We start from the raw sequence: 14,682 nt of genomic DNA, 5'->3' as shown, positions 1-14,682 counted from the left end.
CCCAGCCGCTTGGAAACAGCACTGCGGCTAGACGAGGCCGGAGTGCATGGATTCACGGGATGCCTTCGTGCATGACGATGGAGCTTTGGGCGCGGAAGCCCGACAGTGGTTGCAATCCTTGCCGGGTACGGTCTACGTCACCGACTCGGCCTGGTGGTTGGGCGAGCTGCGTTTCGTCGCCGATTCCATCGGCGCGCTGGGCCATCGTCCGGCCACGGACTATCTGGCCCGACCCGAGCTATGGCTGGCGCAGATCCCCGAATCCGAGCGCCGGCCGCTGCTCGAACGACTGCAGCAGGCTCTGAACGAGGGCGAGCTCTCGGTGCGGTTGTCCTATGCCATCGAAAGGCGAGACGGCTCCGAGTGTCAAGTCGACGACAGCCTTCATATTCAGCGTGACGCGGACGGCGAGGTCGTGACACTCGTCGGCTTCCTGCAGCCGCGCCCGCCTGCCGTTCCCGCGAATCCTGCCGCCCCCGCGGATGACGCCGGCTTGTCCCGGCAATCCCTGCTCGACCACAGCGGCGATGTGATCATGGCGCTCGACGAGGATCTGGAGTGTCATTACGCGGCGGGCAACACCCAAGGCGCGCTCGGTGTCAGCGCAGCGTCGCTGCTGTCGACGTCTCTCTTCGCCCTGATGGCGCCCGAAGATGGCTCCCGGGTCAGGCGCCTGTTGATCGAAGGGGCCGCCGAGGCGAGTTCGCCCATGGTGGAGCTGCGGCTGAGGCACCGAGATGGGGGATATCGCTGGTTCGAGATCCATTTTTCGCCTTATCCGCTGCCGTTGGGGCAGACGCTGGAGCCCCCGGTCATGCCGGGCTGGGTTGCCATCGCGAGGGATATCACCCAGCGCCGCCAACAGTCGCTGCAGTGGAACGCGTACACCGCTACCGACGAACTGACCTCGGCGCTCAATCGGGTGCCTTTCATGGGCCTGATGCGACATGCGTTCGCCAGCGGAGACGTCGGCGCCAGATTCACGCTGATCGTGTTCGATGTCGACCATTTCAGTGACATCAATCGCGACTGGGGGCGCGAGGGCGGCGATCTCGTGCTCAGTTGCATCGGCGAAATGTGTCGGGCGACGTTGAGAGAGCGGTTCAGCTTCGGTCGACTGGGCGACGATTCCTTCGCGCTGCTGATGAGCGGCAAGTCGCTGCAGGAAACGGCCGCCATTGCCGATAAGCTGCGCGGACGTCTGGCCTCGACCCGGGTGGAGTTTCATGGTCATTGGCTGTCGTTCTCGGTTAGTCTTGGGGTCGCCGAACGGCGCAGTGACGAGACTGCGGAAGCCATGCTGGCGCGTGCCGAGGCGGGAATGCAGAATGCCAAGCAGCGCGGGCGGGATCGCGTTCAGCAGGCGCCATGAGCCGCTGTGCCAGTCGACGTTGCGCCAGTCGAACCTGCGCCAAGCCAGTCAAAAGAAGGAGAACGATGATGGGACGATTACTGCTGGCCTCGCTGCTCAGCCTGATGTGTCTACCGGCGTTGGCCGACGAAGTCGAGGGCCCGCACGTTCAGGGCGAGACTTTCGAATATGCCACGGGCGGCCAGACCTACCAGGGCTATCTTGCCTACAACGCCAGCGATGACGAGCCTCGCCCCGGCGTACTGCTGGTCCATGAATGGTGGGGGCTCAACGACTACATCAAGCACAAGGCCGATCAGCTGGCGGCGCTGGGCTTCGTGGCGCTGGCGGTAGACATGTATGGCGACGGCAAGGTGGCCCAGCACCCCCAGGATGCCAAGGCGTTCTCCAGCCAGGTCATGCAGGACTGGCCCTCCGCCCGGGCACGGCTGGAAGCGGCGATGGCGGCGCTGCGTGAACACCCCGCGGTGCGCGAGGATCGCATGGCAGCGATCGGTTACTGCTTTGGCGGTGGCGTGGTGATGAACATGGCGCTGGCGGGCATGCCGCTGGAAGCGGCGATCAGCTTCCATGGCAGCCCGACCCAGGTCGTCACCAACCCGCAGCCGTTCGACGGCCTGGTGCGCATCTACAATGGCCAGGATGATTCGCTGGTCGATGCCAAGGCGCTCGACAGCATGGCAGCGGCACTGACGAAGAATGGTGCGGACGTTCGCGTGGTGCAGTACCCCGGTGCCAAGCACGCCTTCACCAATCCGGATGCCGACGAGCTGGCCAAGGAGAACGATCTCCCGCTCGGCTACGACGCGGCGGCGGATGCTGCCTCCTGGCAGGCCGCGCTGCTGACGCTGGACAAGGCGCTGAACCAGTAGACTGAAGGCGGGCTACGGGCTACGGGCTACGGGCTACGGGCTACGGGCCAGGCAGCAGAAAGCCACGAACGACCGCGTTCGTGGTTTTTTCGTTGACGAGCTGAAAACTATTCGCTGGGGCGACTGAGGGCGAGCACGCGTTTGGCGAGGGCAATCATTTCCGGGTCGCCGGTATGCTTGTCGGGCACGTCGGAAAGCTTGACCACGGGCAGCCAGTGCTGGCCTTCCGGTCTCGCCTCGACCATCTTGATCACCATGTTCATCGGCTCGACGCCCACGTCGTTGGTGAAGTTGGTGCCGATGCCGAACGCCATGCCGACGCGGCCCTGGCAGAACGACTGGATTCGCTCGACCTTTTCCGGCGTCAGCGCGTCGGAGAAGATGATCGTCTTGCTGCGCGGGTCGATCCCCAGCCGCTCGTAATGCGCGATGGTTGAGGCCGCGAAGTCGATGGGGTCCGCGCTGTCGTGCCTTACGCCATCGAAGAGTTTGGCGAACTTCTTGTCGAAGCTCTCGAAGAAGGCGCGGGAAGTGAACGTGTCGGTCAGGGCGATGCCAAGGTCGCCCCGATAGACATCGACCCAGTGCTCCAGCGCCAGGCTGTTGGCCATCTTGAAGCCGAAACGGGCGCCGTGAAACATGAACCATTCGTGGGCGTGGGTGCCGATGGGCTTGACGCCGTGGCGCATGGCCAGCAGTACGTTGCTGCTGCCGCTGAAGGCTTCGCCGCCGTGATGACGAAGCGCGCCGACCACCCGGTCATGAACGTCGAAGGAAAACCGCCGCCGGGTGCCGAATTCGGCGATCTTCAGGCCCAGCCGCTGATACTGTTCGATCTTGGCTCGGGTGCGAGCCTCGACCGTTTCATCGTCATCGCGCTCGACACCACGCAGGCGATACCAGAGCTCGCTGATCAGCGCCATCAGCGGGACTTCCCACAGGATGGTGCGATACCACAGCCCCTCGATAGCGACCGAGAGTTCGCTGCCGCTCTGCTCGATGATGACCTCGGCCGGGTTGAAGCGAAAGCCGGCCAGAAAGTCCAGGTAGGTCGGGTCGAGATAGGGGCAGGTGACCTCGAGATAGCGCTTTTCCGCGTCGGTAAGCACGAGGCTGGCCATGGCATCGACTTCGCGGCGCAGGGCGTCGCCGAATCCTTCGGGAAACGCATGCTCGCCGCGATTGATGAAGGCGTAGCGGGCCTGCGCATAGGGAAAGCGCTTGATCACGGCGTTCTGCATCGTGATCTTGTAGAAGTCGTTATCGATAAGCGAAGTCAGCATGAAAACTCGTCATCAGCATGAACACAATCCGCGGCCGTTAGCGCCAGCGAGCGTTTCTTCAATGAGATCGGCTACAGGAAAGCCATGATACCGAACATTGTCGCGACGAAGCCGCCGAACAGCAAAAGTCCGGCCAGCGAAAGCAGAATCAACAGGTAGCCCAGTATCAACCCGGCGAGCGCCCAGCCATCGCCGGATTCCTGCCGCTGGCGAATCTGACGCCGGGCCAGATGACCGCAGACCACGCCGCCCAGTGCTGCTGGCGGCACGAACGTGCCTAGCACGCTAAGCGCAAAGGCTGCCAGCGCCATGATGTTGGTGGGCGCTGGCGTTGGCGGGCCGGGAGGCGTCGGGACGGATGTCATCGGCTTGAAGTAGCTCTCGTCTTGGCTGTTGCCAGAGTATCGCACGCTTGCCCGCGGCTCTCGAAGTTTTCAACATAGACTGAGCGACGAGCGACGAGCGACGAGCGACGAGCGACGAGCGACGAGCGACGAGCGACGAGCGACGAGCGACGAGCGACGAAAGACCGGAAAAGCAACGGGGGAGATCGGATGGCATTGCGGGTCGAGAATATCGGTAGCCTCGCGGCTACCCGTGCGTCGCTCTGGAACGATGTGGTCGGCGACCGTTATCCGTTTCTGCGCCACGAATTTCTGGCGGCGCTGGAAGCCTGCGGTTGTGCCGATACCGATACCGGCTGGGAGCCGGATCACCTGATGGTCTTCGACGACGATCGGCCGGTGGCGGTCCTGCCGCGCTACGCCAAGTATCACTCGCGTGGCGAGTACGTATTCGACTGGTCCTGGGCGGATGCCTGGGAGCGCGCCGGCGGCGATTACTATCCCAAGTCGCTGTCGGCGATTCCGTTCACGCCCGCCTCGGGGCCGCGGCTGGCCGTGGTGGACGATGTGGATCGGCGGGCGGTGATCGCGGCGCTGGCGCCGGTGATCCGCGATACCGGCTTGCAGAGCTGGCATCTGCTGTTTGCCGACAGCGGCGAGGTGGACGACTGGCAGGCAGCGTTCGATGCGCCGCTGATGGAGCGCCAGGCCGTGCAGTTTGCCTGGTGCGACGACGGATTCGGCAATTTCGACGGCTTTCTGGCGCGGATGAGCTCGCGCAAGCGCAAGGAGATCCGCCGGGAGCGTCGCAAGCTGGTGGAGCAGGGCTTCGTGTTCGAGCGGCTGACGGGGGCGCGGATCGACGACGAGGCGCTGGCGCAGTTTTATCGCTGCTACTGCATGACATACCTGGAACGGGGCCAGCGTCCCTATCTGTCGCTCGAGTTCTTTACCCGGCTGCGCGACGACCTGGGCGATACGCTGCTGCTGGTCCGCGCCAGCGTGGAAGGGCGGGCCGTGGCAGCTGCGCTCTGCCTGCAGGGAAGTGACACGCTCTACGGCCGCTACTGGGGCAGCGAAGTCGAGGCGGACTTTCTGCATTTCGAAACCTGCTACTACCAGGGGATCGAGCACTGCCTGGCACAGGGCTTGTCCCGCTTCGATCCGGGAACGCAAGGGGAGCACAAGCTGACCCGAGGTTTCGCGCCGGTCATCAGCCGCTCGCTGCACTATCTCGATCATCCGGGGTTTCGGGATGCCGTCGAGGATTTCTGCCGCGAGGAGCGGGCCTACGTCCATGCCTATTTCGAGCAGTGCCGGTCTCGACTGCCGTTCAAGGAGCCGCTGCCTTGAGTACGAGACGCTAGGCGCGTGCTGCTGTCGTGCCGACGTGAGTGATATGCTGAACCCAGGTTAAATTAGGCGGCGGGTCTTGCCGCGACGAGGACAGATATTCGATGGGCTTTCTCACTGAAGCGGCTGTGCTGCTGGGCGCAGCCATCCTTGCGGTTCCCCTGTTTCAGCGTCTGGGTCTGGGGTCGATCCTGGGCTACCTCTGCATCGGTCTGCTCGCGGGCCCGTCGATCAGCGGCTTCATCTCCGAGCCCGAATCGGTGCTGCATTTCTCCGAGTTCGGTGTGGTCATGCTGTTGTTCATCATCGGTCTGGAGCTGGAGCCGCGTCGTCTTTGGTCGATGCGCAAGCGTCTACTGGGTCTGGGAACGCTGCAGATGGCGGGCTGCGCAGCGCTTTTGATGCCGGTCGGGCTCCTGCTGGATCTGCCGCCAAGTATCGCCATCTTCCTCGGGCTCACGCTGGCGCTGTCATCGACCGCCTTTGCGCTGCAGGTGCTCAACGAACGCCGTCAACTGGCGACGCCGCACGGTCAGAGCGCGTTCTCCATTCTGCTGTTTCAGGATCTGGCGGTGATACCGCTGCTGGCGCTGCTGCCGTTTCTGGCCGGGCGTGCCGATGCCGCGCCCGGCGACGGCTGGCTCATCGCCCGCAGCATTGGCGTGGTGATCGCCGCCATCGCCTTCGGTCGCCTGGTATTCCCTCGCGTGCTGGCGCTGATCGCACGTAGCGACGTGCACGAGATATTCACCGCCGCGGCACTGTTTCTGGTGCTGGCGATGGCGCTGGTCATGGAGTGGGCGGGGCTGTCGATGGCGCTGGGTGCCTTCCTTGGCGGTGTGATGCTGGCGGACACCCCGTACCGGCACGAGCTGGAAGCCAATATCGAGCCTTTCAAGGGGCTGCTGTTAGGGCTCTTTTTCATTGCCGTCGGCATGTCGGTCAACCTGGCATTGGTGCTGGACAACGTCTGGCTGGTGCTGGGGCTGGCCGTTGCGATGACGCTGGCCAAGTCCGTGGTACTGGTGATCGTCGGCCTGCTGGCGCGATTGCCCCGTCCGGAAATCCCCCGGCTGGCGACGATCATTTCCCAGGGCGGCGAATTCGACTTCGTGCTGCTGACGGCGGCGGTGGCGGCCGGCGTCATCGATCAGCGCATCGCCAGCCTGTGTATCGCGGCGGTCACGCTGAGCATGGCGGCCACGCCGTTTTTGTATCAACTAGGGGAGAAGGCGGGTGATCGTCTCAAGGAGAGCCGGCCGTTCGATACCGACTTCGGCGACGATACGCCGCCGGTGATCATTGCCGGCCTTGGCCGCTTCGGGCAGATGGTCGGGCGTATGCTGAAAATACAGGGGATCAATTTCACGGCGCTGGACCCCAATATCGCTCAGGTCGAGTTCATTCGCCGTTTCGGTTCGCGCATCTTCTATGCCGATGCGACCCGGCTCGATCTGCTGCGCGCGGCGGGCATCGACAAGGCGCGCCTGCTCGTCATCGCGGTGGATGGCGAGAACACCGCGCTGACCATCGCGAGACTGGCAAAGACGCATTTTCCGCATCTCACCGTCTATGCGCGGGCGCGCAATCGCCATCACGCCTGGCAGTTGATGGAGATCGGCGTCGATGGCGTGGTCCGTGAAACGTTCGCCTCGAGCATGGAGATGAGCGTCGAGGTCCTCAAGGGATTGGGGTATCCCAGCGCCAACGCCATCAATGCGGTGCGCACCTTCCGCGATTTCGACAACCAGTTGCTCAAGGATACCTATGCGCATCGCAACGATACCGAGCAATTGATGGCGACCGAGAAGGCGGCCATGGCCGAGTTGCAATCCCTGTTCCAGCAGGAGCTCAACCGGGGGCGCGCCGGCAGACGCGAAGAGGACACCGACTCCGACGATCGCGAGGAGATGCGCGATGACGCAGACACCGTTGCAGAGACTGAAACGTCGGCTCGCGGCGCTTGAGCTGCCGACCGGCACCGGGCTGGAACTCGACGCCGGCGTCACGCCGCTTTCCGGTGGCGACAGCGGCGCGGGGCTGTGGCGAATCGAGGGTGCGAGACCTTGCATCGTCAAGCAGGATTCGGCGGCGCGCGTCGCCGGAGAGGCCGATGGGCTGCGGGCGCTGGCCAGCGTTTGCCGTCTGCTCGTCGTACCGGCTGTCGTTGCCGAGGATGACGACCTGCTGGTGATGGAAGCCCTGGATGCCACGGGGCGACGCGACGGCGCAGCGCTGGGTGAAGGGCTGCGCCAGATGCACCGCGATTCCCGAGAGCCGCAGGGCGAGCACGGCTGGCCGCGGGACAATGCCTGCGGCGCGACGCCTCAGCCCAACGCGCCGCTAGCGGACGGCCGTGTCTTCCAGCGTGACCGCCGTCTGCTGCCGCTCACGAGGCTGTGTCGCGAGCAGGGGTTGCTGGATGCCGGTCTCGCCGAGCGTATCGAACGTGTCGCCGAGTCGCTCGAAAGCTGGCTGCCCGATACGCCGCCCTGCCTGGTGCACGGCGATCTATGGTCGGGCAACGTGCTGTTCACGCCCGCCGGACCTGCCATCATCGATCCGGCGGTCTACCGGCATTATTCGGAGGTGGATATCGCCATGCTGACGCTGTTCGGCGGGCCGGGCGATGCCTTCTTCGAAGCCTACTGGGATGGCGATCGTCCCGTCGACTGGGAGCGGCGCGAGGCGCTGTTTCAGCTCTATCCGCTGCTCAATCATCTCTCTCTGTTTGGCCGGGGCTATCTCGGTGGCGTCTCGCGCGCGGTGGATCGCATACTGGCCGGATAGAAGTGGACTCTGCTCAGGTTCGGCTCGCTGTGCGAATCTCCGAAGGCGCAATCGCTTCACCGATGACATGGTGGCCACGTGTATTGAGCGTGACTGCATAGAGCGACGTGGTAGCGCAGATATAGAGTCGGTTGCGACTGACGCCACCAAAGCAGACGTTGGCTACGGTTTCCGGAATCAGAATGCGACCAAGGCGTTTGCCATCCGGCGCGTAGCAGTGGACGCCGTCCCCGGCGCTCGTCCAGAGGTTGCCGGCGACATCCAGACGGAAGCCATCGAACAGCCCGCAGTCCGAGACCGCGAAAATCTCGCCGCCGACGAGGCGGTGACTCTCCTCGACCCGAAAGCGACGAATATGCCGGGGGGCATCGGCTCGGTGGGTCGCACCGGTATCCGACACGTAGAGCCAGGCTTCGTCGGGGGAGAACGCCAGGCCGTTGGGCTTTTCGAAATCCTCGGCAACGCGATGCAGTTGGCCATCGACGGTCAGGCAATAGACGTGGCAACCCATCTCGGAAGTTCTCAGCCCCCCTTCGTAATCGCTGTCGATGCCGTAGCTGGGATCGGTGAACCAGATCGAGCCGTCCGACCTGACGGTGACATCGTTGGGGGAATTGAGTCGGCTGCCCTCGTAGGTATCGGCCAGCGTAATGATACGGCCGTTGTGTTCGGTACGGGTGACGCTACGGCTACCGTGCTCGCAGGTAACGAGGCGGCCTTCCCGGTCCAGTGTCTGGCCGTTGCTGAAAGCGGAAGATTGACGAAAGATGGAAACATGACCGTCATTCTCGTCGTAACGCATGATGCGGTCGTTGGGGATGTCCGACCACAGCAGATAGCGCCCGGCAGCGAAATAGGCCGGCCCCTCGCACCAGCGGCCTCCTCGCCAGAGAGAGTCGAGCTGGCCGTTGGGCAGCACCAGGGAAGAGAAACGTTCGTCCTCGATAACGAGCCAGTCGGGGTGGGGCATGATAGGCATTCTTCTCTTGGTCTTGGGAAAGCTCTTGTCTTGGAAAAGTTCTTATCTTGAAAAAAGCTCTTGTCTTGAAAAGCTTCGATCTCGAAAAACGTCCAGTGTCGAGTGTCAAGCCAATCGTGTCTTTGCGACGATAGGAGGAGACCGGACGCTGATCATGGCATGTGGGTCCGGCCTGGCCGTGTCATTTCGTTCGTGCGGCAGGCTTGCCGGGTGAAGACGACGTCACCGAGGGAAGAGAAATGCGTTCGAAGAAGGTGTCGAGCATGCGCGGGCCGACATCGCCGATATCATAGCGCTCAGGATCACGCAGCCAGTCATGCAGGAGGCCCAGAATCATCGACATCAGCATGCGAGAGGCAATTTCCGGTTCGACGTTATCGATCAGGGTTCCGGTATCACGCGCTTCTTCGAAGCGTTCGACCATCGTTTCATAGCAGTCGCACGCCAGTTGATCCTGCAGCGCGAGAATATCGACATCGCTGGCGGACTCGCTGCAGTGCAGCAAAATGGTGTGCACGCGGCGCGAGCGCGGACCCTGTAGTCGCTCGAGAGCGTGAAGCGTGGCAAGGCGCAGGCTTTCCAGCGGCGCGTTGGGCTGGTCGGGATCCTCGACATCATCGAGTAACTGGCGCAGTGGCATCTTGACGCGATCGAGCATGGCGTGGAACAGATCGGACTTGTTCTTGAAATGCCAATAGACCGCGCCGCGCGTCATGCCGGCTTGCCGGGCTATCTGCTCGAGCGAGGTTCGTGACACGCCGCGTTTGAGAAAAATGACCTCGGCAGCGTCCAGTAACGCCTCGCGGGTTGCCTCGGCTTCGGCCTTGGTGCGTTTGGGCATGATGGTGTCGTCGAAAGGTGAGTGGGGGCGTGACATCGGACCGGCGTTTCTTATGTTGTGATTAAAACTGCCGCGACAAGAGCATAACCAATTTTCTGCAAGTTTACATTCATGTATGTATGCCTGTAAGCTCGCTGGATTACCCTAGGCATCCTTTCTTCCAGGACGGAGACTCATGCGCCCTAATCTCATGAATTGCACCCTCGGCTTCGGTGGGGCGTTGTTGCTGTCATTGGCCTTGGCCGGCTGTGGCGGCGATGATCAGCAAAGTGCTCAGCAAGGTGGAAACCAGCAGCAGAAGCCGCCCACCAAGGCCGAGGTCATGGAGGTCGAGGCGCATGATGTCTCGCTTTCCAAGGAATACCCGGCCCAGATTCGCAGTAATCGTGAAGTGACCGTGATGGGTCGTGTCGAAGGCATCCTCGAGGCGCGTCACTACCGCGAGGGCAGCATGGTCGAGAAGGGCGACGAGCTCTTCACCATCGAGCAGGCGCCTTATGAAGCGACCGTCAAGCAGCGCCAGGCGGACGTGCAGAGCGCCAAGGCGGAAGTCTATCGTGCCCAACGTGATGCCGAACGCTATCAGCGCCTGTACAACCAGAACTCCATCAGTCAGCAGCAGCGTGATCAGGCCCAGGCCGATCTGCGCACGGCTCAGGCGGCCCAGGCTCAGGCTCAGGCAGCGCTGGACAGTGCCCAGATCGATCTCAGCTATACCGAGGTCAATGCGCCGGTCAGCGGCATGATCAGCCTCAGCGAGATCAACGTCGGCAATCTGGTACAGCCGCCTCAGGAGCTGGCGACCATTACGCCGCTGGATCCGATCGAGGTACGCTTTTCGCTGCCAGCCGATGACGCCTTTGCGCTGCGTCAGCAACGCCAGCAGGGGGATGCCGATCAGGCCAACGTGGCCGTGCTGACCGCGCCCGGTACGGAAAGCGCTTCCCGTGATGCGCTTCAGCTCCGGGGCCGGCTGGACTTTCTGGGTTCGCGAGTGGATGAATCCACCAGCACGGTACAGGCCGAAGCCGTATTTCAGAACGACGATCAAATCTTCCTGCCGGGCCAGTTCGTGCGCGTGACGCTGCCCAACATGATGCGTTACGACGTCTACGCCGTGCCGTCGATCGCCGTGACCGAAGGGCTCAAGGGGCCGCAGGTTTTCGTGCTCGACGACGAAGGCAAGACCGAGACGCGATTCGTGTCGCTGGGCGAGATCGCCGGTGACTGGCAGATCATCACCGAGGGGCTGAACCCCGGAGACCGGGTCGTCGTGTCGGCAATCGGCAGCATCTCCGCCGGCGATCAGATCGATGCACAGCCGTTCAGCGGCAAGGTGCCCAAGCCGCAGAACAACGCCGGTGAGAATCCCTCCCAGGAGCCCGACGCAAAAGGTGGTGAAGGCGTCGCGGGCGCCCAGCGTGATGCGCAAGAGGCGAACGGCGGACAGAACGGAGCCAACTGATGAATTTTTCCAGCGTTTTCATCAGGCGGCCGATATTCGCCACCGTCGTCTCGGTCATCATTACGCTGATCGGCTTGATGGCGATGCGCACCTTGCCGATCGAACAGTATCCGCCGGTGGTACCGCCGACGATCAGCGTGTCGGCCACCTATCCCGGCGCCAGCGCGCAGACCGTTTCCGACACGGTGGCCTCCGTCATCGCCCAGGAGATCAACGGCACCGAGGACATGATCTACCTGACCTCGTCGAGTTCCGACAGCGGTCAGATGTCGATGAGTGTCTATTTCAACATCGGCACCGACCCTCAGACGGCGACGATCAACGTCAACAACCGGGTCCAGAGGGCGCTGTCGCAGTTGCCGAGCGAAGTGCAATCACAGGGCGTTACCGTTGAACAACGCTCCTCGAGCATCCTGCTGTTTGTTGGACTCACCTCGGACTCGGACGCCTACGACTCGCTCTACCTGACCAACTACGCCAACATCAACGTCACCGACGAGCTGTCACGGCTTCCCGGCGTAGGGCAGGCGGAGGTATTGGGGAGTCAGGAATTCGCCATGCGCGTCTGGCTCAATCCGGACAAGCTGGCGCAGTACGATCTGACGCCGGCCGAGGTTTCTTCGGCCATACAGGCTCAGAACGCTGTCGTCGCGGGCGGCAAGCTCGGCGCCGAGCCGCAGGCCAATCCGACGCCCTACACCTACACCATCACCACTCAAGGTCGTTACGAAAACGTCGACCAGTTCCGCGAAATCGTGCTGCGGACGAATCCGGATGGCTCCTCGCTGCGGCTGAGCGACGTGGCGCGGATCGAACTGGGCAAGAACAGTTACGGCATCCAGGCCTACGTCAACAACAAGCCGATTGCGCCGATCGCCATCTATCTGCAGCCGGGTGCCAACGCGCTGGACGTGGCCAAGGAAGTCAAGACCTCGATGGCGGATCTCAAGACGCGCTTCCCGCCGGGGTTGGATTACGATATCCCCTACGATACCACGCTGTTCATCGACGCTTCCATCGAATCGGTGGAGCACACCTTCATCGAGGCGCTGCTTCTCGTTGCGGTGATCGTGTTCCTGTTCCTGCAGAGCTGGCGCTCGACGCTGGTGGCGATGTCGGTGGTGCCGATTTCGGTGGTGGGCACGTTTGCCGGCATGTATCTGCTCGATTTCTCGATCAACCTGCTCTCGCTATTCGGCATGATATTGGCGATCGGTATCGTGGTGGATGATGCGATCGTGGTCATCGAGAACGTCGAACGCATCATGGAAGAGGACGAGGAGGCGACGCCGCTCAGTGCTGCGCTCGAGGCAATGAAAGAGGTCTCTGGCGCTGTCATCGCGACGGCGTTCATCATGTCGGCGGTGTTCGTGCCGGTAGGCTTCATGAGCGGTCTGACGGGTCAGATGTACCAGCAGTTCGCGATCACCATTGCGATCTCGGTGGCGATCTCGGCGATCGTGGCTCTGTCGTTCACGCCGGCCATGAGCGCGATCTTCCTCAAGCATCAGGATCGCATGAAGCAGTCCGGGTTCGTGCGTGCCATCCGCAAGCCGTTCGACTGGTTCAACAAGATATTCGACAAGATCACCGATTTCTTCATGGCGATCACCAACTTCATCATCCATCAGTTGTGGCTGGTGGTGGTGGGCCTGGCGGTTGCCGGCGTCGCTTCCTGGATGATCTTTGCCCAGTTACCGGCGGCGCTGCTGCCTTCCGAGGACCAGGGGGTCGCCCTGGCCGCCGTCAACTTGCCGGCAGGGTCGTCGGTGGCGCGTACGGATGCCTACGTGCAGGAGCTTAGCCAGCGGCTTCGTGATGAGGTGCCGGGGATCAATTACGTTACCGGCATCCCGGGCTTCGATATTCTGTCGAGTTCGCCGAATACCGCCAAGGGTACGGTCTTCATTACCATGAAGCCGTGGCAAGAGCGCGATATCACCGTCGATCAGTTGACCCAGAAGATCATGCAGATCGGCGGCCAGATTCCGGGAGGCAAGACGGTTGCCTTCAACCTGCCGCCGATTCAGGGGCTGTCGCCGACCGGCGGATTCACTGGTTTTCTTCAGTCCTACGGCGGCGATACCTCGCAGCAGTTGGCGGAGGCGGCCGGCAAGGTCATGCAGGCAGCGGCCGAACGGCCGGAACTTGCAGGTGTCTTCTCGTCACTCGATACCAATGTGCCATCCTACCGGGCGGACGTCGATACCGAGAAGGCGCGTAGTCTGGGTGTCGATATCGCTGACCTGAACACCACCATGGCGAGTACGTTCGGTAGTTCTTTCGTCAACTATTTCACGAGTTCGGGACGTAACTTCCAGGTCTATCTGCAGTCCGAGGATGATTTCCGTCGCAACCCGGATGATTTGAACAAGGTCTACGTGCGCGGTGGCGACGGTCAACGCATTCCACTATCCGAGCTGGTGACGCTCACCCGCGACAAGGCGCCAACGGTGCTGCAGCGCTACAACACCTATTCGGCGGCTCAGTTCTCCGGTGGTCCGGCGCCTGGCTACAGCTCCGGGCAAGCGGTACAGGCGATGCAGGAAGTCGTCTCCAGTACGCTGGGCTCCGATTACGGAATGGGTTGGAGCGGCGAGGCCTATCAGCAGGTCAATGTGGGCACCGCGGCAACGTTGGCGTTGTCGTTTGGCGTGGTCATGATGTTCCTGATCCTGGCAGCGCAGTACGAGAGCTGGACTTTGCCCTTGGCGGTGGTGTCGGCGGTGCCGTTCGCCTTCGTCGGTGCCATCTTGGCGGTCTACCTGGCTGGCTTGAGCACCAGTGTCTACCTGCAGGTGGGCTTGCTGGTAGTCGTCGGATTGGCGGCAAAGAACGCCATCCTGATCGTCGAGTTCGCCGAACAGCAGCGCAAGCATGCGGGACTGTCGGTGGTCGATGCGGCCAAGGTGGCGGCACGCCAGCGCTTCCGTCCGATCGTGATGACGTCACTGGCATTCATCGGCGGGACCTTGCCGCTGGCATTGGCATCCGGTGCCAGTGCGGCAAGCCGTAACCAGATCGGTACGCCGGTGGTCGGTGGGATGATCTCCATCACGCTGCTGGCGACGATTTTCGTGCCGGCAACCTATGTGTTGATCATGAAGGTCACCCATGGGTTACAGGCGAAATTTGGCAATGGCGAACGGCGTCACGACGGTCAACCGGAGGCGCGCAACAGTCGATAATCGACTGCGTCAAAATGACCAATAATTCGGTCCTTTGAAGGCAACCCCCCTTGGGGGTTGCCTTTTTTGTTGGCTGCCCTTCATCGGCTGCGGTGAGGCCTCAAAACAGGCTTTGACGCTTTCCGGCCGGTGGCATATATCTTTAATCAGGCTGAAGGGGCGGTTACGAGGGAGTCAATACCGTCAGACGACTGC

At 62.4% G+C, this 14,682-nt stretch carries 11 protein-coding genes; 7 read left to right on the top strand and 4 right to left on the bottom strand.

The features are described from left to right. Positions 1 to 46 precede the first annotated feature (46 nt). On the top strand, positions 47 to 1,372 hold the full coding sequence (locus tag DOM32_RS04645; RefSeq protein ID WP_110631688.1) for a sensor domain-containing diguanylate cyclase: 1,326 nt from the start codon (positions 47 to 49) through the stop codon (positions 1,370 to 1,372). Positions 1,373 to 1,437: 65 nt separating this feature from the next. Then, entirely contained in the window at positions 1,438 to 2,244 is an 807-nt protein-coding gene (locus DOM32_RS04640; protein ID WP_110631685.1) for a dienelactone hydrolase family protein, read from the top strand. 107 nt (positions 2,245 to 2,351) lie between these two features. On the opposite strand, the gene pncB is transcribed toward DOM32_RS04640, so the two are convergent. Further along, positions 2,352 to 3,527: a nicotinate phosphoribosyltransferase gene (gene pncB, locus DOM32_RS04635; protein WP_110631681.1), complete on the bottom strand. Its 1,176-nt coding sequence runs from the start codon at positions 3,525 to 3,527 to the stop codon at positions 2,352 to 2,354. A gap of 71 nt (positions 3,528 to 3,598) precedes the next feature. After that, positions 3,599 to 3,892, bottom strand: coding sequence for a DUF4190 domain-containing protein (locus DOM32_RS04630; RefSeq protein WP_244179808.1), 294 nt, complete (start codon positions 3,890 to 3,892; stop codon positions 3,599 to 3,601). Positions 3,893 to 4,081: 189 nt separating this feature from the next. Here DOM32_RS04630 and DOM32_RS04625 point away from each other — a divergent pair, with 189 nt between their 5' ends. The 3 genes from DOM32_RS04625 (at position 4,082) to DOM32_RS04615 (ending at position 8,014) form a co-directional block, all read left to right on the top strand. After that, positions 4,082 to 5,224 carry a GNAT family N-acetyltransferase gene (locus DOM32_RS04625; protein ID WP_110631678.1) on the top strand — a complete coding sequence of 381 codons (1,143 nt, stop codon included), beginning with the start codon at positions 4,082 to 4,084 and terminating at the stop codon, positions 5,222 to 5,224. A 104-nt stretch (positions 5,225 to 5,328) separates the two neighbouring features. Then, a complete protein-coding gene (locus tag DOM32_RS04620) occupies positions 5,329 to 7,191 on the top strand; it encodes a monovalent cation:proton antiporter-2 (CPA2) family protein (protein WP_110631674.1) in 1,863 nt (620 codons plus the stop codon). Beyond that, the gene (locus DOM32_RS04615) at positions 7,142 to 8,014 is read left to right on the top strand and encodes a fructosamine kinase family protein (protein WP_071230538.1); all 873 of its coding nucleotides are present in this window, start codon (positions 7,142 to 7,144) and stop codon (positions 8,012 to 8,014) included. Before DOM32_RS04620 ends, DOM32_RS04615 begins: the two co-directional genes overlap by 50 nt. A gap of 13 nt (positions 8,015 to 8,027) precedes the next feature. Here the strand turns inward: DOM32_RS04615 and DOM32_RS04610 are convergent, their stop codons facing one another. Further along, entirely contained in the window at positions 8,028 to 8,984 is a 957-nt protein-coding gene (locus DOM32_RS04610) for an SMP-30/gluconolactonase/LRE family protein (protein ID WP_083387211.1), read from the bottom strand. Positions 8,985 to 9,174: 190 nt separating this feature from the next. Beyond that, positions 9,175 to 9,834: a TetR family transcriptional regulator gene (locus DOM32_RS04605; protein WP_071230607.1), complete on the bottom strand. Its 660-nt coding sequence runs from the start codon at positions 9,832 to 9,834 to the stop codon at positions 9,175 to 9,177. Positions 9,835 to 10,009: 175 nt separating this feature from the next. On the opposite strand from DOM32_RS04605, the gene DOM32_RS04600 reads away from it, so the two are divergent. Beyond that, on the top strand, positions 10,010 to 11,299 hold the full coding sequence (locus DOM32_RS04600; protein WP_244179807.1) for an efflux RND transporter periplasmic adaptor subunit: 1,290 nt from the start codon (positions 10,010 to 10,012) through the stop codon (positions 11,297 to 11,299). Next, a complete protein-coding gene (locus DOM32_RS04595) occupies positions 11,299 to 14,487 on the top strand; it encodes an efflux RND transporter permease subunit (RefSeq protein ID WP_110631669.1) in 3,189 nt (1,062 codons plus the stop codon). Before DOM32_RS04600 ends, DOM32_RS04595 begins: the two co-directional genes overlap by 1 nt. The last annotated feature ends 195 nt before the right edge of the window (positions 14,488 to 14,682 follow it).

The organism is Salinicola salarius (genome assembly GCF_003206135.1).
Classification (GTDB): Bacteria; Pseudomonadota; Gammaproteobacteria; order Pseudomonadales; family Halomonadaceae; genus Salinicola; species Salinicola salarius.
This window is presented reverse-complemented; position numbering and strand designations above follow the sequence as displayed.

Coding starts and splice junctions, on each gene's coding strand:
- DOM32_RS04645 (WP_110631688.1), top strand. CDS start 47: ATGGATTCACGGGATGCCTTCGTGCATGACGATGGAGCTTTGGGCGCG.
- DOM32_RS04640 (WP_110631685.1), top strand. CDS start 1,438: ATGATGGGACGATTACTGCTGGCCTCGCTGCTCAGCCTGATGTGTCTA.
- pncB (WP_110631681.1), bottom strand. CDS start 3,527: ATGCTGACTTCGCTTATCGATAACGACTTCTACAAGATCACGATGCAG.
- DOM32_RS04630 (WP_244179808.1), bottom strand. CDS start 3,892: ATGACATCCGTCCCGACGCCTCCCGGCCCGCCAACGCCAGCGCCCACC.
- DOM32_RS04625 (WP_110631678.1), top strand. CDS start 4,082: ATGGCATTGCGGGTCGAGAATATCGGTAGCCTCGCGGCTACCCGTGCG.
- DOM32_RS04620 (WP_110631674.1), top strand. CDS start 5,329: ATGGGCTTTCTCACTGAAGCGGCTGTGCTGCTGGGCGCAGCCATCCTT.
- DOM32_RS04615 (WP_071230538.1), top strand. CDS start 7,142: ATGACGCAGACACCGTTGCAGAGACTGAAACGTCGGCTCGCGGCGCTT.
- DOM32_RS04610 (WP_083387211.1), bottom strand. CDS start 8,984: ATGCCCCACCCCGACTGGCTCGTTATCGAGGACGAACGTTTCTCTTCC.
- DOM32_RS04605 (WP_071230607.1), bottom strand. CDS start 9,834: ATGCCCAAACGCACCAAGGCCGAAGCCGAGGCAACCCGCGAGGCGTTA.
- DOM32_RS04600 (WP_244179807.1), top strand. CDS start 10,010: ATGCGCCCTAATCTCATGAATTGCACCCTCGGCTTCGGTGGGGCGTTG.
- DOM32_RS04595 (WP_110631669.1), top strand. CDS start 11,299: ATGAATTTTTCCAGCGTTTTCATCAGGCGGCCGATATTCGCCACCGTC.